Raw genomic sequence first — 20,262 nt, forward strand, 5'->3', positions numbered from 1 at the left:
CGCGAGGGTGCCAATGAACGCGCTGTGCCGCCCCCGACCTCGGGGTAGGGACGCGTGGGGCACGATCGCGTGACGACGGCACGCCGTGGGCATGGCATCCCGCGGCGTGCATCGTCGATCGCAGCGAGGCCGGGGTGATACGGTTCACCCATGGAACAAGGGCTGCAAACAGCGTCATCGGTGCGATCCGCGCCCACGGTGCGGGAGAAGATCGAGGGAGCCATGTGGGGGTTGCTCGTCGGCGACGCGCTCGGCGTCCCCTACGAGTTTCACGATCCAGAGATGCTGCCGCCGCGGGAGGCCCTGGAGATGACGCCCCCGCCCGGCTTCATGCGCGCGCACCGGGGGACGCCGGTCGGGACGTGGTCCGACGACGGGGCGCTGGCGCTGGCGCTGCTCGATTCACTGCTCGAACGCGGCAAGCTCGACGCGGACGACTTCGGTGAGCGGCTGAAGCGCTGGTACGAGGAGGGCGCGTACGCGGTGGATGCGCGCGTGTTCGACGTCGGCGTGGCCACCTCGCGCGCGATCCGCACCATGATGGAGGGTACGCGCCCGGCGCTGGCGGGCGAGACCGACGAGAGGAGCAACGGCAACGGCAGCCTGATGCGGGTGCTGCCCCTCGCGCTCTTCCACCAGGGCGACGATGCGGCGCTCGTCGCCGATGCCCACCTGCAGAGCGTGGTGACGCACGGGCACCCGCGCAGCCAGGCCTGCTGCGCCCTCTACGTGCTCTGGGCGCGGCGGGTGCAGGCAGAGGCGCCGGATCCATGGGGGGAGGCGGTCGCGGTGCTGCGGGGCCTCTACGGGGAGGATTCGGTGTTCCGGCAGGAGCTGGAGCAGACCGTCCGGCCCGACGATCCGTCCCCCGGGAGGGGCTCGGGATACGTGGTCGATTGCCTGCGCTCGGCGCGGTGGGCCGTCGCGCAGGGGGATTACGAGGCGGTGGTGAAGAGCGCGCTCGCGCTCGGCCACGACACCGACACCACGGCCTGCGTGGCGGGCGGGATCGCGGGGCTGCGGGACGGGATCGGCGCGATCCCGAGGCGGTTCCTGGAAGCCATGCGCGGCAAGGAGATCGCGGAGCCCCTCGTGGCGCGGCTGGTGGCGCGGTGCGGGTGAGGGCGCGGTGCGGGTGAGGCGTCGAGGTCAGGCCCGGGTGATGGGCATCATCCGGCCCGTACCGAAGGCGCGATCGGTGACCTTGAGGACGATGCCGGCCTGCCAGCGCTTGTGCTCGGCGCCGCGGATCATCCGGGTGAAGCGCGTTGCCTCCTCGGGGGTCACGTCCTCGGGGAGCGGGTCGCCCTGGATGAGGGCCTCGACCGCGGGGGAGATGCGCGGGTACGCGAACGGATCGACCTGGTCGTCGCGCAGCTCGGCGCTCGGGGGGCGTTCGAGGATGAAGGGGGGGATGAGGCCGCGGCCAGCGTCGATGTGGCGGGCGAGGGCGTAGACCTGGGGCTTGGTGAGGTCGCCGATCACGCAGAGGGTGCCGGCCATGTCGCCGTAGAGGGTGCCGTAACCGAGGGAGAGCTCGGTCTTGTTGCTGGTGTTGAGCAGGATGCCGCCCTGCCGGTTGAGGTGGGCCATGAGCACCATGGCGCGCAGGCGGGCCTGGATGTTCTCCAGCGTGGTGTCGCCGGGGGGCGCGCCCGCGAGCAGCGGGGCGAGGGCCTGCTCGGCGGCGGCGTGGAGGGGCTCGAGAGGGCTGACCTCGAAGCCGATGCCGAGGGCGCGGGCGAGGGCGCGCGCGGTCTCGGTGGAGCGGGGGTCGGTGTGCCGGGAGGGGAGGGCGATGGCGGTGACCGCGGCGGGGCCGAGGGCCTCGGCGGCGAGGCAGGCGACGAGGGCGGAGTCGATGCCGCCCGAGAGCCCGAGGACGGCGCGGCGGACGCCATTCTTGCGCGCGAAGCCGCGGATGCCGAGGACGAGGGCGGCGCGCAGGTCGACCTCGGGAGCGGTGGGGGGAGGGAAGGTGGTGGGGGTGGGAACGGCGAGGTCGACGACCTCCACGGCTTCCTCGAAGGCGGGGAGGACGAGCAGGGGGCGGCCCTCGGGATCGAGGGCGAAGCTCCGGCCGTCGAAGATCAGCTCGTCCTGGGCGCCGACGGCGTTGACGTAGACGAGCGCGGCGGGAGGCGCGTGGGGGAGGGGCGGGGCGGCGGTGGGGAGCGGGCGCTGGGCGCGGCGGGCGTGGTGGAGGCGGGCGGCGAGGACGCCGTGTCGGAAAGGCGAGGCGGAGGCGCAGACGAGGAGGCGCGCGCCCTGGCGGCGAAGGTCGGCGGCCGGGTCCTCGGGATAGCCCTCGGACCAGAGGTCTTCACAGACGAGAGGGCCGATCGGCATGGCGGCGAGGACGCTGGAGGGGTCGGCCATGCCGGGAAAGGGAGGGCAGGGGAAGGGAGGGCAGGGGAAGGGAGGGGCAGGGGGCGCCGGGGCGAACCAGCGGGGCTCGTGGAAGACGTCGTAGCCGGGAAGGAGGCGCTTGCCGTGGACGGCGGCGAGGGTGCCGCGGTGGAGGAGGGCGAGCGCGTTGTGGAGGCGCGGGGGGCCCGGGAGCCCGAGGGGTCGGCGGCGTGGTGCGCCGGGGAGCGGGGTGGTGGTGCGGGCGGTGGTGCGGGCGATGGTGCCGACGAGCACGGGGGGGCCGTCGGCGAGATCCCGGGCGAGGCGGTGGGTCGTGGCGAGGGCGGCCTCGACGAAGGCGTCGTCCTCCAGGAGGTCGCGGGGAGGGACGCCGGTGACTGCGAGCTCGGGCAGGACGCACAGCTCGGCGCCCGCATCGGCGGCGGCGCGGGCGGCGGCGAGGATGCGCGCGGCGTTGCCGGCGAGATCGCCGACGCGGGTGTCGATCTGGCAGAGGCCGATCCTCACCCTAGCTCCGCCGCGACGGCTCCGAGCAGGTTGAGGGCGGCGAGCACGCTGTCACGGGCGAGGCACACGTCGTCGCCGAGCATGAAGGTGCGGTAGCCGAGGGTCATCAGGTAGGCGGCGTCGCTGATGTCGGCGCAGTCGGGGACGGTGCTGCGCGAGAGGGAGTTGAAGAGGCGGCTGGCGACGATGGCGTTCGGGTCCGCGGCGAGGATGTCGCGGAGGGCGCCGAGGATGCGGTGGGGCCTCAGGACCTCGACGTAGAGGTCGCCGCGGGCGGCCATGAGGCGGTGGCGGCGCGGGGGCGGAGAGGCCGCCGACGCGGAGAGGCTGGAGATGGCCTCGTCCTCGGCGTCGGTCCTGCCCGGGAGCTTCGGGGCCGCCTTGCCGCCGAGGCGGCGCGCGAAGTCGATGCCGCGGGGAGACTCGATCTTGAGGACCAGGTTCGCGTCGGGCAGCGCTTCCTCGACCTCGATGGCGTCCTCCTCGCGCTCGACGAACGAGAGCATGACGTTGCGCAGGCCGAGGTCGCGCATGGCGTCGAGGTAGGCGCGGTCGGTGTCGGTCAGGGTGCCGAGGATGGCGAGCGAGGGGTCGAGGATGTTGATGGACTCGCCCGGGCCGACGAGGCGGCGGGGGCCGTCTTCGAGGATGAGGCGATCGCCGTCGACGGCGACGATGCGGGCCTGCTCCTCGCCGTCGTTGAAGAAGGCGAGCGCGGGGACGTTGACCTGCACGCGGTGGCTGACGCGCACCTCGGTGAAGGGCGGGATGGCGGCGCCGACCACGCGGAGCTGCCGGCCCTTCAGGTCCACCCAGAGCGGGACGCCCAGCGCGGAGAGGCGCTCCAGCACCGCGCGCGGCGGGCCGGCGATGGGCATCACGGTGTTGAGGCGGATGCCGGCGCACAGGGGGTGCCGCGCGACGTCTTCGGCGAAGGGGGCGTAGGGGGGGAGGGTGACGATCGCGCGGACGTCCACGCCCATCACCGGGAGGTCGAGGACGGGACGTTGACGACGACGTTGCAGAAGGAGCAGGTCGCCCGGGAGCCGCTCACGTCGCGCAGGGGCGCGCTGCAGCGGGGGCACTCGAGGGCGACGGGCCCGCGCGCTCCTTCGATGGCCTTTTCGAGGGCGACGACCCGCTCCTCGATCTCGCGCACCTTCTGCGGGTCCTGGCGCGCCTTCATGTTGGTCTTGAAGTCCTCGAAGTGGCCCCAGCTCCTGGCGATGAGGCCCATGGCGTAGTCGACGGCGCGCTGCTCGTCGTCCATGTGCACGATCTGCTGGGCGCCGATCGCGCTGGCCCACTGCTTGTCGATGTTGTCGCCGCGGGTGCCGCCGGGCCGGCGCAGGAACCAGGTGTTCCAGGTGCGGCAGACGTTGTGCCAGGCCGCGATGGCGCTGACGGACTGCCCCGGGTCGTCCCCGAGGACGTGCTTGATCTCCTCGTTGAAGATCTCCGTGTGCATGGGGGCGTCGCCGAAGACGATGAGGAACGGGCGCTCGGCGTTGGGCGCGCTGACGTGGGTGTGCACCCAGTGGGCGAACAAGCCGTAGCTCTCGGGGATGTCGCCGCCGCCGCCCTCGCCGTAGAGGGCGTGGAGCTGGGTCTCCAGGTCGAAGCCGCGCGCGAAATGGGTGGCCTGGAGGGGCCATTGATCGCTGCGGGAGTCGCCGATGGCGACGAAGCAGATCTCGAGGTCCTGCCGGTACTGCGAGAGCGTCTGGTAGAGGAGGGGGAGGCGGTCGAAGATCTCCGCGGGCCAGCGCTGCATGGATCCGGTGACGTCGACGGCGACGATGAGCGGCGTCGCCGACTGGGAGGTGACGCGCTTGCGGGGGGTGGTGAGCTGCTCGTTGGGAGAGTTGCGGTTGCCGTAGGTGCGAGGGCCGTGAGCGTCGGCGCGCGCGGCGTCCTCGGCGCGCTCCTTCTTGGCCGCGGGAGAGTAGGCGTATGCGCCCGGTTTGGCCCAGTCGCTGGTGTCGTCGCCCCAGGAATACATGGTGTGTCTCCTCGATGATGTCGCATGCCGCGGCCTCGCCGCGGTGAAAGGTTACAGCGCTTCCCCGAACTCGGCCCGGAGCCGCTCCACGAGGCCGTGCGCGTCGAGGTACTGCGCGATGGCCTCCGGGACCATCGCGCGCCACCCGTCTCCTCGCGCCATCGCCGCGCGCACCATGGAGCCGTCGAGGGGGACGCGCCGCTCGGGGTGGACGAGGTGAACGGGGTGCAGGATGGGGTAGTCCTCAAGAAGCAAGCTGCGGACGTAGCCGTTGGCGGTGACGAAGAGGTCGAGGGGGCCGAGCATGTCCTTGACCATGAGGCGCCAGCGCGGTCCGTCGTCGAGGTCGGGGACCTCCACGACGCGGTAGCCGGCGTGCCCTCGCAGCGCCAGATGGATCATGGTGGCGCTCTCGCCCGAGGTGAAGGGGTTTCGCGCGTTGTATCGGTTCGAGCTTCCGATCCCGACGATGACCTCGTCGGCGCGTTCGAGGAGCGACTCCAGCACCGCGGCGTGGCCGAGGTGTACTGGCTTCCACCGCGCGATCATCGCGAGGCGCCCGACGTGGCTGGGGATGGCGCGGGGCACGCCCCGGAGATTACTTAATCTCGCGGGGGAGCGGGGCGGAGGCGGGGTCTTGCCAGGTGGACGCGCGCTGCACGGCCTCGGCGCCGGGGTCGGTGCAGCAGCGGAAGCCCTGCTGGTAGAAGGTGTGGTTCTCGTCGTGGGAGCGCGTCGCCGGGCGGCAGCGGGTGCGCACCGGGCCCCAGTAACCGCCCTTCAGGATGGAGGGGCGCTCACCTTCGCGCGACGACCGGGTCCACTCGTCCACGTTGCCGGTCATGTCGTAGACGCCGAAGGGGCTGCGGCAGCGCGGCTGCGTCCCGGAGGGCAGCCCTTGCCAGAGGCGATCCATCTCCGCCATGGCGGGCGCTGCGTTGCGCGGCTGGAAGGCCGACTCGTGGAAGGCGCGCCACTTCTGGTCGACGATGCACGCCTCGGGCTCGCGCACGTACCCGTAGGGGTAGGGCATCGCCTCCTCGCCCTCGCAGGCGAAGGTCCACTCCGACTCGTTGCAGAGGCGCTTGCCCTCCTCGGCGCACATGTCCTTCGCCTCGTACCAGGAGACCATGATCCAGGGGTTCTCGCCCTTCTGGTTCGGGTACTCGAAGCGGTCGATGCAGAAGCTCATCTCCTTCGTGGGGAGATCCTTCGAGACCTTGAGCCACTTGTCCCGATCGAACTCGCCGCAGCGCTCGGGGTAGTCGCGGTTGATCCAGCGCTTGCAGGTGGTCTTCTGCAGCTCCTCGATGGAGCTGCCGTCGAGGTGGGCGTTCGGGGAGACGTCGTACTTCATCCGCCCCTTCACCTCGATCATGCCCGCCTGACACGCGCCGCGGTTGTTCTCGAGCTGATCGGTGGTCTCGCGGCTCTCGGACGGGCTGCTCACGATCTGCCAGTGCCGGTTGCGCTGGAGCTGCCACTGGAAGCGGAGCGTCTCCGGCACCGCCCCCCGGATCGCACCCTTGGCCAGGTAGGCTGCTGGCAGGTTGTCGGTGATGCCCGAGCGGACTGCGAAGGTCGCGAGCGCTGCAGCGCCGAGGGTGAAGCCGACCGCCAAGGCGACCCGGGTGGACATGAACCGCGATCGTGGGCGCCTATCGGGAGACGGGCCAAGATTAAGCATAACCTTTTCACGTCAGTGTACGCGGCCTCGGGCGGAAATGCTTGCCTCCTCACGCCGTGCGCATGACTGCGTCGCCGATTCCTTGGCGGTGCTCGGGGATGGGGGTGCGCTCGCGCTCGCGCTCACTGTCGCGCTTTCCGCATTCCGTTGCGCATTCCGTCGCGCATGGCCGCGGGTTCTTGCGTGGCGCTTGCGTGGCGCTTGCGTGGCGCTCGCGCCGCCGCGCGTCATCGCGTCGTGACGCCGCAGCATCGCTGGATTCCGGTGCGGCGGTCAGCGGGTCAGCGGGTCAGCGCATCAGCGCATCAGCGCATCAGCGGGTCAGCGCATCAGCGTGAGGAGGATGCGGCGCTGGCCGCGGTTTCCGCTGCCTTCCAGGCGGTGACCAGCCGTTCGCGGTCCTGGGGGCGGTCGGCCGACAGATCGTGTTGCTCGCCCGGGTCGGCGTTCAGGTCGAAGAGCAGGTAACGGTTCCGCTTTTTACGCTCGATCACCACCAGCTTGAGCGGCCAGTCAATCAGGGCGGCCCGCCGCGGGCCACGCGCGTACACCGGCCCGTGCGGGAGGGTCAGGTCTCCTTCGGCGATCGGGAGGAGAGACAGGCCCTCGACTCCTTGCGACTCGGCCTTGGCGCTGGCGAGGTCGAGGATGGTGGGAGCGATGTCGACGGTGCTCACCGGGAGGGCATAGCGGCGTGCGCCCTGCGCCGCGGCGGGGGCGCCGTCCTGCGCCGCAGCGTCTTGCTTGGGGGCAGGGCCCGCCTTCGTGCGGGCGGCGTGCGCCGGGGGGAGGGCGATGACGAGCGGCACCCGGATCGCTTCCTCGTACACCTCCACGCCGTGCCCGGAGACGTCGTGCTCGCCGAGCGCCTCGCCGTGTGACCCGTGCACGAGGATCGCCGTGCGTGCGGCCCGCGGGCTCTGGGCGATGGCGTCGAGCAGCGCGCCGAGCTGCTGGTCCACGTACGCGATCTCGCCGTCGTAGGTGGCCGTGGTGCCCTTGCCGAAGCGGATGCCGGGGTGCTCCACGTAGCGGTCGTGGGCGTCGAAGAGGTGCACCCAGAGGAAGATCGGCTCGGCGCGCCCGGCGAGGTCCGCGAGCACGCGCGTGGCGCGCTTCACCGCGTGGTGGCCGGTCACCTCCCGCTCGGGGTGCGCGTCGCGGAAGGCCTCCTCGAAGCGGTCGAAGCCCTGCGCGAAGCCGCGCTCCTCGCTGATCCAGGTGAACGAGCTGACGGCCGCCGTGAGGTAGCCGGCGCGCTTCAGGCGCTCGGCCACGGTGTCGTTCTCGGTGAACAGCGTGGGCCACTCGCGCCTGTCGCGCGCGACGCTGCTGAACCGGCCGCCCACGACGAGGGGCGTGATGGCCCGCTGGGTGTCGCTGCCAGGCGCGTAGGCGTGCTCGAAGACGACGCCGCGCGAGGCGAGCTCTTCGAGGCGCGGGGTGGTCTTGCGCTCGTAGCCGTAGGCCGAGGTGTGGTCGGCGCGGACGGTGTCCAGCGTGACGAGCACGATGTCGGGGCGCTGTCCGGTGCCGGGCGGGGGAGCTTCCTGAGCGGCCGCAGCGGCCGCAGTGCCCGGAGCGGTGGCCAGTGCTGCGGGCGCGCCGGCCTGGGCACCCGCCGCGGCGGCTGTCGCACCAGGGACCGCGGTGTTGGTCAGCGCGGGGGCGCTGTCGCGCGCCGTCGTCGGGGACGCGGCGGAGGCGGGTGTGAGCGCCGCGAGGCGGGTCGGTCCCTCCGGATCGATGCCGTCGCAGTCCTGATCGATGCCGTCGCCGGGGATCTCCTCCACGCCAGGTCCGCGGGCCGGGTCTCCCTCGTCGCAGTCGTAGCCTCCGAAGTGGGCGCCCTGCCCGTCGCCATCGCGGTCGGTCCAGCGCTCCATGGCGCCGAGCAGCGTCGCCGCGAGCCCACCCCCCGCGTGGACGGCGCGCCCCAGGGGCGGTGACGACTCCAGCCTGGCCGCGGCGGCGATCAGCACCAGCGCCGCGGCGGGGACGCCTGCGAGGCGCGCGGCGCGGCGCGTCCCCGTGCCGAGGGCCACCGACGCCACGAGGGCCGTCGCCACGAGGGCGATCGCGCCGTCGACGAGGGCCGCGCGGATCGCCTGGGCGCTCCCGGCGCCGCCCCCGAACGCCAGGGGAGAGGCCACGAGGAGGAGGGGCAGCGCGCCGATGGCCGTCCCGGCCGCGGCCAGGATCGACGGGCTCACCCCGCGCGCTGCGAGGCGGTCGCCGAGGGCGACGAGCCGGTGGGCCACGAGCGCTGCCCCCGCGACGGCGGCGAGCCCGAACACGCCGAAGGTGGTGCCCGCGAGGCCGCGGTGGTTGGTGACCGCCTTGAGCAGCGCGGCCATGGCGGCGAGCAAGGGCATCGCCACCCCGATCCAGAGGGCCACGCGCAGCACGGTGAGCCGCGCCGAGCCCTGCTGCCCGACGATGCTGCGGAACCCGCGGCCCGCGACGCGCGCCAGCGCCAGCGCCAGGGTGATGAGCGGCAGGAGCACGGCGGCTCCCACCAGCAACCCCTCGGGGAAGGCGCCGCCCGCGCCCGCGGTGCGCAGGCCCGTGGGTACGGCGGCGAGGGACGCCACGCCGAGGCCGAGCAGACATGCCTCACCGAGGCGGGTGGTCCATCCCTCGGTGGCAGGAGGGGGCGCGGCCGGCACGGTGGCCTGGCCGGGCGCCTGGGAGTTCTGGGTGCCGAGCGCCATCGCGCGCGGCAGTAGCACCAGCTCCACGCGCCGTGAAGCCCAGCCCGGATCACGCGCGGGCGCAGGCGCAGGTGTTCCCGCATGTCCCCGCGTGCTTCCGGGCACTCCCGCGCACCCCCCGCGCACGGGCGAGGCAGAAAGGGACGATGGTGCAGATCCTTTCCTCGCCTCGCCCGTCGGAGCGCGCCGAGGTGGGACATGCAGAGACGTGACCTGCGGCGCGCATGGCGCCGCGCGGGGCGAGGTGTGCTCGTCGCCTGGAGCTGTGCGATCTTCCTGGCCTGCGCGCTCCTGGGGTGCTCGCGGAGGGCACCTGGTACCGGAGGTCCCTCGTCAGGGGCCCCGCAACCCCGCGCGGAGGGCGCCGCGCAGCCCGGCGGAGGTGCGGCGGCGGGAGGGTCAGGGACGGCAGGTGCTTCACCCGGCGGCACGGGCGCGGGTGCGGCAGTCGGCAAGCGCGCCCCGAAGCAGGTGCCAGGTCACCCGATCGGGGATGGGTACACCGTGGGCGCGCCGCAGATCTTCGACAACCTGGCGGTGTTCCCGGTCTACGCCAGCGTGCAGGAGGACCTCGGCGAGTTCACCACGCTCGACGTCGCCCTGGAGAAGGAGACGGCCGTGGTCCGGGAGCTCGGCGCCGCGCCCGTGCCGCCTCCTGCTCCTCCCACGCCAGCGCAGGCTGCGAACACCGCCACGGCGGAGCCGCCGACCCCGTCTCCGCAGCCCTCGCCGCCGCCGCATCCCCGGCATCCTCGGAGGCACCCGCGCCTGATCGACACCGAGGACCACGAGCAATCCCAGCGCGCCCAGCACGCGGTCCCCTCGGACGTCGGGGCTCAGGTGAACACCCTGGTCATCGAGAACAAGGGGGACCTTCCCATCCTGGTCCTCGCCGGCACCATCGTGAAGGGCGGCAAGCAGGACCGCCAGATCGGCCAGGACTTCCTCGTCGGCGCGCGGCAGACCGTGCCGGTCGACGCCTTCTGCGTCGAGCACGGGCGCTGGACGGGCATCCGCGAGGGCGCCTCGACCGACGGCAAGTTCAGCACGATGAAGGTGCTCGCCTCCGCGAAGGTGCGGGAAGCCGGCCAGTACAAGCGCGATCAGGGCGAGGTGTGGTCCAAGGTCAGCGAGTTCAACCGCGCCCACCGCAAGGAGACGGCCTCCGACACCATGGTGGCCGCGGTGGAGGATGGCGCGGTGGCCCGGCAGCGCGAGGCGCTCGCGGGCAAGGCCTCTGCCTGGCTCGGGAGCGTCCCCTCCGTGGAGGACGTGGTCGGCCTCGCCTACGCCGTGGATGGTCAGGTCCGCGGGGTGCGCTTCTTCATGAACCGGAAGCTGTTCCAGATGTTCGAGGCGACCCTGACGGGCACCGCCGCGCAGGACGCGATCACCGCCGCCGAGGAGGCCCGCGCCCAGCACCGGCCGGTGGCCTCGGGTGCGGCCGACGAGCAGGCCGTGACGCGCTTCATCGCCGGCATTGCGTCTGCCAAGGCCGAGGCGCAGGCGACGCGCGCCGGCAACGTGAACCACTACCAGGTGGCCGAGAAGGGCTACGGCTCGGCCGTCTTCAGCCCCGCGGCCGCGCAAGCAGCGCCTGCCGCGCCAGCCGAACTCGCAGAGCCGGACGCGCGCCATGCCCCCCCGGCGCCTCTCGCGAAGCCCAAGGCCATCACCCGCGACTTCCTCGCGAAGTGAGGAGGTGAGGAGGTGAGGAGGTGAGTACCGGAGGCCCGGGGCTTCAGGTGACCGTCAGGCTCTTGCCCTGCAGCACCGACCCGCGCCCCCCGGGTGTTCCCAGGGGAATGAGCCGCACCGTCAGCACCCCTGAACCTGCCTTCGCCCCGGCCAGCTCGAGCCGCGCCTGCATCGCCGCCGGGTCCGGCAGCGGGCTGTTCTTCGGCCCTCGCTCCAGCAGCCCCGGTGGCACCGCGAAGTCGGGCAGCTCGGCGCGCGCCGCGGCGCCCTTCATCTCCAGCGGCAGCTCGACGTCGCCGAGCGTCGCCCGCTCCGGTTTCACGAGGCCGGCCGTGAGCGCGGGGCCGCTCACCTCGATGGCGAGCCCCTTGCCGGGGCCTCCGTGGTTCGTGAACGGGATCTTGACCTTCAGCGTCTCGCCCGCCGCGATCGTCCACGTCCGCGGCTCACCGGGACCGGCGAGCGCCAGGGACGGTGTCCCCACGGCGCGCGCGGGGCCCGTCCTCGGGAGGGGCTTCGGCGGGGGCGGCGCCGGTGCCTCCAGCGCCTTCAGCGTCACCCGTCCCCGCCCGCCGCGCTCCACCACGTACGCCGTGTCGCCGAGCCCGAGCAGCACCGGCGCCCCACCGGGCCCGGTCGTCGCCGACAGCTCGCCCCGCTGCTTGCCTGCGCCCTCCACGCTCTTCGTCACCTTCAGGTCCGCGAGAGAGAGTTCGTGCAGCCGCTCGCCCCCGCCGTTGCCCGCCTCGAAGAGCAGCACCTTGTCGCCCTGCACCACCGGCGGCCCGAGGCCCCACGCGGCGTCCTTGCCGATCTTGTCGCGGTGGGCCAGCACCTTCCCGTCCGGGCCGAGGTGCACGATGGCTGCGAGCTGTCGCTCCACGCAGATCACCACCAGCACCCCGGCCGCCGTCCGCGTCGCGTGGATCTCGGTGTTGTCCCGCTGCGTCGGCACCCGCAGCGCGAACTCGGGCCGCCCGCCGCCGGGAGGCAGCGCCACCACGAGCCCCGCGTAGGCGCCTGCCAGCGCGATGCCGTGCTCGTTCTGCGAGCACGTCACCGGGTCGTAGGAAGCCGCGCCGTCGCGCAGCGGGACCGCCACGGCCAGCGCGTCGAGCAGCGTCGGCTCGTCGTCTTCCTCCGCCTCGTCCTCGGGCCAGGGCACCTCGCCCTCGGCCCAGATCCCTCCTGGCCACCGCACGCGGGTGGCCTCCGGCACCGCGATCTCCTCGGCGGCGTCGAGGTCCATCGCGTCGTCGTCGAGCACCACGAGGCGCGCGCGCCGCGGCGGCCCCTCTTCCGGGGCTCGGGTCGGTCCCACACACGCGAGCACCCGACCATCGGCCAGGCCCACCGCGTCGAGCACGTAAGCGGGCACGGTCCGCCCCACCTGCGTCTCCTCGCCCAGCGTCACCCGCTTCACCGACGCGCCCTGGCCTACCCACACCTTGAGCGGCTCCCGCGAAGTCACGGCGAGCACGTGGCGCGACGTCCACCCGCCGGCCGGGCCCCCACCCAGCTCGCGTATCGCCTTGGGCGGCCCGGAGCGGTGAATCTCCAGCCCGCGGGTACCCACGACGAGGTGGGTGGTCCCATCTGTCCAGACCCTCATGCCCGGGAGGGTAGCGGGGGAGTGGGCCGACCCAAAGCGAAAGCAACCGGGGAAGTGCGCGAAATCCCCCCTGCGCGAGGCCGCTACTTCCCGCCCGCCTTCCCCTCGGTGCGCTTCCTGTCGCCCGTTTTGTCCGTGCGCTTCCTGCTGGAAGCCCTCTCTGCGGCGCGCTTCTCCGCAGCGGCCTTCTCTGCGGCCTTCTTCTCGGCGGCTGCCTTGTCGGCGCTCGTCTTGTCTGCGGCGCGCTTCTCGGCCGCCACCTTGTCTGCGGCGCGCTTCTCCGCGGCGCGCTTCTCCGCGGCGCGCTTCTCCGCGGCCGGGTTCACCTTGTCGGGGTCGCCGAGGAACTCGAAGTGCATCGTGTCCTCCAGCGTGTCGTCGCCCAGCCAGTAGAACCCGAACCGCTCGAAGGACTTGATCCAGCACGACGGCATCGCCGTGCGCTCCTCGGCCGTGCGCCCCTTCAGCTTGCAGAGCGGGTGGCTCGGCCAGGGGTCGACGCAGCCGCAGCAGGGGTTGCGGTCCGGATCGATGTCGATGGCGATCCCGAACAGGTGGTTCGACACCTCGCCGCCGCGGTAGGTGTTGGCGCCGCGGAACCCACCGATCGCCCTCGGGGTGTAGGCCGATTTCCCCCGGCACTTCTGCTGGATGCGCTTCTCCACGCAGGCGAGCGCCGGCGCCATCTTGGCGTGCACCGAGATGGGCAGCCCCATGAAGCGCATGCTCTTCGCCTCCGACCGCGCGCTCTGGCCGTTCCACGCCGCGGTGAGCGTCTCGTCCACGTGACCGTAATGCTCGGTCAAGTAGCGCACCGCCTTCGTCTGCTTCGCGCCGTCGAGCTGGCCGTGGATCACGAACGACCCGCGCTTCAGGAAGGCCTGCGGCTTCTGCACCCGGCAGCCGTACTCCGAGGGGCCCTTGCTCTCCTTCGCCAGCGCGGGAGGCGCCGTCAAGGTGGGCAGGAGCGCGAGGAGCGCGACGGCGGTGACCACCAGGGCCCGCACCAGCGCCCGTCCCCGTTCCTCTGATCGGTTTCCGAGCGGCGATCCCACGGGTCGGTTCATAGATGAACTCCCGTGGGGCCGCTACCCGCGGAGGCCACCGGCGAGGTCGCGATCCTGCTCGTCGCGCCCGTTCGGCCCGGCCTACGTGGCCGCGCCCCGGGGCTTGCGCATCGGCTGTGCCTTGCCATACGTGAGCGAACGCCACACCCACTCCGCGGGTCCGAAGCGGAAGAACGCGAGCCACACGTGGCTGAAGGCCACCTGCAGCGTGAACAGCACCGCCACGAGCACCACGCACCCCAGCGGGTTCAACTGCCCGAGCAGCCCGAAGCCGACCCCGGTGAAGATCACCAGCGAGAACGCGCTCTGGCTCAGGTAGTTCGTGAGCGCCATCTGCCCTGCCGGCGCGACCACCGAGAGCACCTTGCGCCACGGAGCGTGCTGGTAGAGCAGCGTCACCCCTCCGATGTAGAAGCTCGCCATCCCGAGCGTGGCCATCTCGGAGGTCACGGGAGAGACGATCTGCATGAGCAGGCTGTCCGGCCCGAGCCTGGTCTGCATGCTCGGCAGCCGCGTCAGGGCGTTGACGGCGCCCCCGATGAGCCCCACGAGGAGCCCGTAGCCGACCATCCGCCGGAAGAGCGTGCGGTGCGCCGGCACCTCGCGGAAGAGCCGCCGCCGGCCGAAGTAGGCGCCGATCAGGAACTTGCCGAGCACCGCCAGGTTCCCGCCGAGGTGACGAAGACTGAAGAACGTCTCCCACCAGGTCATGACGTTGGCGCGCACCACGTCGAGGTACGCGCCGCTCGTGAAGCCGGCGAACGCCTCGGCGCGCCAGGCCATGTTGTGCGCGCGCTCCAGCGCCGCGATCGCCTCGAGTTCCTCCTTCGAGTGCCAGAGGCGCGGCACGAAGGTGGGCAGGTATCTACCTCCCAGCTCGCCGCCGATGACGAGCACCAGCCCCAGCACGAGCACCGCTCGGTCGGGGAGCCGCCGGAGCAGCAGCAGCAGGAGCCCGACCATCGCGTAGAGGTGCAGGATGTCGCCGTACCAGAGCAGCAGCAGGTGCGTGACGCCGATGAGGAACATCAGCCCGAGCCGCCGCGCGTACACCCGGCCCGTGGTGTCCCCCCGGGCGGCGGCGCGCTCCATCTGGATGGCGAAGCCGAGCCCGAAGAGGAACGTGAATACCGTCATCGCCCGGCCGAAGAGCGTGAACCCGAGCACCGTCCCGATGACGATGTTCAGCGGGACCGCCATCAGCTCCTTCATGCGCTCCATCGAGAGGAAGATCCGCCCGCTCTGCCACACGTAGAGGTTCGAGAGGAACACCCCGCCGAGCGCGAACCCTCGCAGGGTGTCGATGACCGTCATCCGCTCGCCCGTGTTCACCGGCCGCGCGATGTCCGCCGCCTCGTCCTCGGCCCTGGCCTGGGCCTCACCCGCAGGCGTGCGCTCTGGCGACGCCTCTGACGCCTGGGCTGCAGGGACCTCCGCCGGGGCTCGCGGGCCTCCGTCGCCTTCCTCTGGAACCGTCTCGGTGCTCATGGCCCCTCACCCTTCACAAGCCTTCACCGCGCCGACAGTAGCACGTACCCGTGCGCCTCCTTCACGGTGCGCCACGCGGCATCTCCCTCGACCCAGCGCCGGAGCGGCGCTCCGGGCCCGAGCAGGAGGTGGTCCGCACCGGCCCGCAAGAGCCGCGTGTGCGCCGTCGCCGCGTCCTCGGCGGGGGTGTCCAGCGCGAGCGCCGCCTCCAGCACCTCGCGCCCGTAGCAGTCGTTGCGCGGATCCCGGGTGACCCGCACCCCGCGCTCCGCCGTGAGCCAGATCAGGAGCCCCGACGCCTTGAAGGGCGCGAACACCCGCGCCCCGTCCGGCAGCGCCTCCGCGAGCCCCACCATCGCCTCACCCCCGAGCCCTGGCGCGATCCATCCCGCCACCCCGCGCTCTCCTCGCGCCACCCTCTCTCTGTGCGCCGCCCCGTGCGCCACCAGCGCGGCCACCACGCCGGGCCCCAGCGCGGCGAGCGCGAGCCCTCGCGACGGAGCACCCTGCCGCGCTGCCACCCCGAGCTTTCCTGCCAGCGCATCGGCGTGGGGGGCCAGCAGCATCACCGCCACGAGCCCGCACAGCTCCACGTGCCGCACGTGGCTGACCGCCATCCCCACGAGCCCTGCGCAGAGGAGCGCCCGCACCCGCCACCGCGGCACCCACGCCGCGCTCGCCGCGAGCGCCGCCACCAGGGCGAGCCCTGCGACCTCCACCGCGCCCACCACACGCCCCCCGTCGCGCCACAGGGGCGCAAACTCCGTGAGGTGCTCGCGGATGAAGCTGTACGTCCCTCCACTGTCGCCTGCCAGGTATCCCAGCACCAGCCGGTGAAGCGCCACGCCGTACGGGTTCACGAGCGTCACCGCGGCCGCCGCGATCGCTGCCGCGACCCGCAGCTTCCCGTCACGCGCCGCCCCACCGTGCCCGCCGCCTCCCGCGTGCTCCAGCGCCCCTGCCCCCAGCAGCACCACCCCGAGCGGGAAGCTCCCGTGCGCGTTCGCCCACAGCAGCTCCACCACCACCGCGGCGAGGGCTCTCCCGCGCGTCATCCGCGGCGCGAAGGCCAGGAGCACCATCGCCGCCGGGAACACCATCGCCGCGCTCGCGGGCCGCGCCGACAGCAGCCGGCTTCCGAAGACGCCGAGCCCCAGCAATGCGAGCGCAGCCCCCACCACCGGCCTCCTGCACGCGCCGAGGGTCGCCTGCGCCACCAGCGCCGCGGCGATCGTCAGCCACCCGAGCGCCGCGAGCGCGAAGAACGACGGCCCGAGCCGCTCTAGCCCCAGCGCATACGGCGCCCCGAACAGCCACTCGTGCATCACCCACGGCCGCCCTGGCTCCAGGTACGAGTACATGTTCTCGACCGGCGCCTCGCCCGTCGCCAGCACGTACCTCCCCGCCGCCGCCACCCACCACACGTCGGGGTCATCGATCGGCCGCGTCGCCGCCTGCACCGCGAGCCCCGCGAAGGCGGCGCCCACCACCGCCGCTGCGCCCGGCATCCCCGTGATCAACCGGGTGCTCAGCAGCAGCGGAACCCCCCGCGCCCCCTCCCTCCGTACCGCGCCTCCTGCCGCTCGCGGAAGAACTCCGCGTACGTCATCGGCGCCTCTCCGGGGTGCGCCTTGCGCATGTGCTCCACGTACGTCTCGTAGCTCGGCACCCCCACCATGAGCCGCGCCATGTCGCGCAGCCCCCGCGCGACGGCGCCCGCGCGTGCGCGCACCCGCACCCCCCACCCGCCCTCAGCCATGCCCGCTGCGCCCTTCACTCGATCAATGCCGCCGTCGGCGGCACCTCCAGCGCTGTCCACCGCTGCGCCCGGTAGGCCTTCACGCACGAGAGCACCCCGAACACCACGATGCTCGCCACCACCACCACGAACAGCCCGGCGAGCGACGCGTCGATCCTGTCGTTCCGGATGATCTGCTCCATCTGCTCCAGGCTCTTCGCCGGCGCGAGCACCTGCCCCCGGGCGAGCGCTTCCTGGAACACCTGGGCGTGGGCCAGGAAGCCCACCCGCGGGTCCGACGAGGCGATCTTCTGGAGCCCCGCCGTCGCCGTGCAGGCGATCAGCCACACGGCCGGCACGATGGTCACCCAGGCGTATTTCTCCCGCTTCATCTTGAAGATCACCACCGTGCCCAGCGTCAGCGCCACCGCCGCCAGCATCTGGTTGGAGATCCCGAACAGCGGCCACAGCGTGTTCACGCCGCCCAGCGGATCCGTCACGCCCTGGTACAGGAAGAAGCCCCAGGCCGCGACGCACAGGCCCGTCGAGACCAGGCTCGGCACGAGCGACGACGTCTCCTTGAAGCGCGGCACGAACATCCCGATCAGGTCCTGGAGCATGAAGCGACCGGAGCGCGTCCCCGCGTCCACCGCGGTGAGGATGAACAGCGCCTCGAAGAGGATCGCGAAGTGGTACCAGAAAGCCATCAGCGCCTTGCCGCCGATGATGCTGGAGAAGATGTGCGCCATCCCCACGGCCAGCGTCGGCGCCCCGCCTGCGCGCGACACGATGGACGTCTCACCCACGTCCCGCGCCGTCTGGGCGATGACCTCCGCCGTCACCGGGAACCCCATCTGCCCCACGGCTGCGGACGCGCTCTCCGCGGTCACCCCCACCACCGCGCCGGGGCTGTTCATCGCGAAGTAGATCCCCGGCTCCAGGATCGACGCTGCCACGAGCGCCATGATCGCCACGAACGACTCCATCAGCATCCCGCCGTAGCCGATGAACCGCGCGTGCCCCTCGCTCTCGATGAGCTTCGGCGTCGTCCCCGACGCGATGAGCGCGTGGAACCCCGACACCGCCCCGCACGCGATGGTGATGAACAGGAAGGGGAAGAGCGACCCGCTCCAGACCGGCCCGGTCCCGTCGGCGAACCGGGAGATGGCCGGCATCTGCATCGTCGGCGCCACCACCACGATGCCCACCGCCAGGCAGACGATGGTGCCGATCTTGAGGAACGTGGACAGGTAGTCCCGCGGCGCCAGGAGCAACCACACCGGCAGCACCGACGCCACCGCCCCGTAGCCGATGAGCAGCCAGCAGAGCTGGGTCCCGGTGAAGGTGAACACCGGGCCGAGCGTGGGCGACTCCGCCACGTGCTGCCCCGACACGATCGCCAGCATCAGCAGCACGAACCCGAGGATGGACACCTCGCCCACGTGCCCCGGCCGGATGAAGCGCGTGTAGAGGCCCATCAGGATCGCGATGGGGATCGTCGCCGCCACCGTGAAGGTCCCCCACGGGCTCCCGGCGAGCGCCTTCACCACGATGAGCGCCAGGACCGCCAGGATGATCACCATGATCATGAAGGTCCCGAACAGCGCGATCACCCCCGGCACCGGCCCGAGCTCCGAGCGGATCAGCTCCCCGAGCGAGCGCCCGTCGCGCCGCATCGAGATGAACAGCACCATGAAGTCCTGCACCGCCCCGGCCACCACCACGCCGGACAGGATCCACAAGGTCCCCGGCAGGTAGCCCATCTGCGCGGCCAGCACCGGCCCCACGAGCGGCCCGGCCCCCGCGATCGCCGCGAAGTGGTGCCCGAACAGCACGTACCGGTTGGTGGGCACGTAATCGAGCCCGTCGTTGTGCCGCACGGCGGGCGTTTGGCGCTGCGGGTCGAGCCGCATCACCCGCTCCGCGATGTACAGGCTGTAGTAGCGGTAGGCCACCAGGTAGACCGCGATCGCGGCCACCACGACCCACAGCGCGTTCACCGGCTCGCCCCGCGACGTGGCCACGGTGCCCAGCGCCAGCGCGCCGAGGGCTCCCACGAGGGCCCAGGGACCGTGCTTCTTCAGCCCTGACATCGCATCACCTTCCTCGCACCAGGCGAAAAGCACCGCACGTCACGCGCCCTCGCACCTCCGCGCCTCCCGCGGAGGACCGAGGAAGGCTGGGCGCGGACGGGCGACGACCAGCGATGGTTCATTGGATGGCGTCTGCCTGGCAACAGAGATCGCGCTCAGCGCATCCACCCCGCGATGAGCGGAAGGGTGAGCGCGCTGAACAAGGTGGCGGTCACCACCACCTGGGCAGCGCCGCGCCCGAAATCGCTGTACTCCCGCGCCTGAATGAACACGTTCACCGCGGTGGGGCACCCCGCCAGCAGCACCGCCACCGCGCGGAACGCAGGCGGCGCACCCGCGAGCGTCACCGCGACCCACACGAGGGCGGGCATCAGCACGAGCTTCACGAGGATCGCGGTCACCACCGGCTGCACTTCCCCCGGCGCTGGCCGCCCCGCCTCCAGCCCGATCACCGCCCCGAGCGCCGTGAGCCCCGCCGGGCTCGCGCTCGCCGCCAGCATGTCGAGCCCTCGCGCCAGCGGCCCTGGCAACCCGACCCGCCCGAACGACAGCACCGCCCCCACGATCGCCGCCGCCACCACCGGGTTCAGGAACGTGCGCGTCAGCGCGACCCGCAGCTTCCCGGCGCCGGACGTCGCCTGCATCGCCGCCATGGCGAACGCCATCAGCACCACGAAGTCCACGGCGATCACCCCCGCCGCGAGCCCCCCTGCCTCCGCGCCGAACACCGACACCGCGAAAGGAGCCCCCAGGAACGCCGTGTTCCCCACGACGCCCGCCATCGCGGCGCCTCCGCGCGCACCTCCGGGCCACCGGAGCACCTTCCCTGCCAGCAGTGTCACCCCGAGCAGCGCCACGGCCGCCGTCCCGTACGCGAGCAGCCCGCGCGCCATGGCCGGGTCCGGTGGCGGCGCCGTCCCCAGCGCCCGGATCAGCAGCGCGGGGAACCCGAGCCACAGCACGTAGGCCGACAGGCCCTTCACGCCCTCGGCCTGGAGGATCCGCGTGCGCGTGAGCACGGCTCCTGCCGCGATGAGCAGGAAGAACGGGAGGATCCGGCTCAGCGCGCGCCTCCTTCGGTGCCCACCCGCCTCAATGGCACGCGCCGTCGCCCCGCGCCCGCTGCTTCTTCTGCGCCCGCGCCTTCCTCACCAGCGACGCCCGGGTCACATCCGGCTTCGACGCGGGAGGGCCATGCGTCACCAGGAGCCGCCGCACGAGCCACCCGAGTGCCCCGGCGCAGATCACCAGCGACGTCACGTCCTGCCACCCCATCTGCGCCCCCG

General features: G+C 72.6%; 16 protein-coding genes. 2 read left to right on the forward strand and 14 right to left on the reverse strand.

What is annotated here, in order from left to right; translation table 11 throughout:
* Positions 1 to 180 precede the first annotated feature (180 nt).
* Positions 181 to 1,122, forward strand: coding sequence for an ADP-ribosylglycohydrolase family protein (locus CAP_RS37645; protein WP_275936561.1), 942 nt, complete (start codon positions 181 to 183; stop codon positions 1,120 to 1,122).
* Between the two features lie 27 nt (positions 1,123 to 1,149).
* Here CAP_RS37645 and nadE read toward each other — a convergent pair whose 3' ends face one another.
* The 6 genes from nadE to CAP_RS37675 all read right to left on the reverse strand — a co-directional run bounded on the left by nadE (position 1,150) and on the right by CAP_RS37675 (position 9,280).
* Complete coding sequence (gene nadE / locus CAP_RS37650; protein WP_044249972.1) at positions 1,150 to 2,877, reverse strand: NAD(+) synthase; 1,728 nt, start codon at positions 2,875 to 2,877, stop codon at positions 1,150 to 1,152.
* Positions 2,874 to 3,854 carry a pyruvate kinase gene (locus CAP_RS37655; RefSeq protein WP_197041524.1) on the reverse strand — a complete coding sequence of 327 codons (981 nt, stop codon included), beginning with the start codon at positions 3,852 to 3,854 and terminating at the stop codon, positions 2,874 to 2,876. The genes nadE and CAP_RS37655 overlap by 4 nt, the downstream gene beginning before the upstream one ends.
* Before the next feature lie 5 nt (positions 3,855 to 3,859).
* Positions 3,860 to 4,879, reverse strand: coding sequence for a vWA domain-containing protein (locus CAP_RS46475; protein ID WP_052376687.1), 1,020 nt, complete (start codon positions 4,877 to 4,879; stop codon positions 3,860 to 3,862).
* 51 nt (positions 4,880 to 4,930) lie between these two features.
* Complete coding sequence (locus tag CAP_RS37665) at positions 4,931 to 5,467, reverse strand: adenylyltransferase/cytidyltransferase family protein (RefSeq protein ID WP_044249977.1); 537 nt, start codon at positions 5,465 to 5,467, stop codon at positions 4,931 to 4,933.
* Between the two features lie 10 nt (positions 5,468 to 5,477).
* Positions 5,478 to 6,518, reverse strand: coding sequence for a formylglycine-generating enzyme family protein (locus tag CAP_RS46480; RefSeq protein WP_052376688.1), 1,041 nt, complete (start codon positions 6,516 to 6,518; stop codon positions 5,478 to 5,480).
* Between the two features lie 377 nt (positions 6,519 to 6,895).
* The gene (locus CAP_RS37675) at positions 6,896 to 9,280 is read right to left on the reverse strand and encodes a sulfatase-like hydrolase/transferase (RefSeq protein WP_052376689.1); all 2,385 of its coding nucleotides are present in this window, start codon (positions 9,278 to 9,280) and stop codon (positions 6,896 to 6,898) included.
* A 198-nt stretch (positions 9,281 to 9,478) separates the two neighbouring features.
* Between CAP_RS37675 and CAP_RS37680 the strand changes: the two genes are divergently transcribed.
* Positions 9,479 to 10,978: an ARPP-1 family domain-containing protein gene (locus tag CAP_RS37680; RefSeq protein ID WP_156041496.1), complete on the forward strand. Its 1,500-nt coding sequence runs from the start codon at positions 9,479 to 9,481 to the stop codon at positions 10,976 to 10,978.
* Between the two features lie 43 nt (positions 10,979 to 11,021).
* Here CAP_RS37680 and CAP_RS37685 read toward each other — a convergent pair whose 3' ends face one another.
* From CAP_RS37685 to CAP_RS37725, 8 genes are all read right to left on the reverse strand, one after another.
* A complete protein-coding gene (locus CAP_RS37685; protein ID WP_156041497.1) occupies positions 11,022 to 12,590 on the reverse strand; it encodes a hypothetical protein in 1,569 nt (522 codons plus the stop codon).
* 83 nt (positions 12,591 to 12,673) lie between these two features.
* Positions 12,674 to 13,657 (reverse strand): M15 family metallopeptidase, encoded by a 984-nt coding sequence (locus CAP_RS37695; protein ID WP_081865683.1) that lies wholly within the window; start codon positions 13,655 to 13,657, stop codon positions 12,674 to 12,676.
* A gap of 81 nt (positions 13,658 to 13,738) precedes the next feature.
* Positions 13,739 to 15,145: a DUF418 domain-containing protein gene (locus CAP_RS37700; RefSeq protein ID WP_052376690.1), complete on the reverse strand. Its 1,407-nt coding sequence runs from the start codon at positions 15,143 to 15,145 to the stop codon at positions 13,739 to 13,741.
* A gap of 23 nt (positions 15,146 to 15,168) precedes the next feature.
* Positions 15,169 to 16,653 carry a hypothetical protein gene (locus tag CAP_RS37705; protein WP_044249980.1) on the reverse strand — a complete coding sequence of 495 codons (1,485 nt, stop codon included), beginning with the start codon at positions 16,651 to 16,653 and terminating at the stop codon, positions 15,169 to 15,171.
* Positions 16,654 to 16,673: 20 nt separating this feature from the next.
* Complete coding sequence (locus CAP_RS37710; RefSeq protein ID WP_081865688.1) at positions 16,674 to 16,904, reverse strand: YbdD/YjiX family protein; 231 nt, start codon at positions 16,902 to 16,904, stop codon at positions 16,674 to 16,676.
* Positions 16,905 to 16,918: 14 nt separating this feature from the next.
* Positions 16,919 to 18,976 (reverse strand): carbon starvation CstA family protein, encoded by a 2,058-nt coding sequence (locus tag CAP_RS37715; RefSeq protein ID WP_044249983.1) that lies wholly within the window; start codon positions 18,974 to 18,976, stop codon positions 16,919 to 16,921.
* 155 nt (positions 18,977 to 19,131) lie between these two features.
* Positions 19,132 to 20,073: an AEC family transporter gene (locus CAP_RS37720; protein WP_306413935.1), complete on the reverse strand. Its 942-nt coding sequence runs from the start codon at positions 20,071 to 20,073 to the stop codon at positions 19,132 to 19,134.
* Positions 20,069 to 20,251 carry a hypothetical protein gene (locus CAP_RS37725; protein WP_044249987.1) on the reverse strand — a complete coding sequence of 61 codons (183 nt, stop codon included), beginning with the start codon at positions 20,249 to 20,251 and terminating at the stop codon, positions 20,069 to 20,071. The genes CAP_RS37720 and CAP_RS37725 overlap by 5 nt, the downstream gene beginning before the upstream one ends.
* Positions 20,252 to 20,262: the final 11 nt, after the last annotated feature.

This window comes from Chondromyces apiculatus DSM 436, from assembly GCF_000601485.1.
GTDB classification, from domain to species: domain Bacteria; phylum Myxococcota_A; class Polyangia; order Polyangiales; family Polyangiaceae; genus Chondromyces; species Chondromyces apiculatus.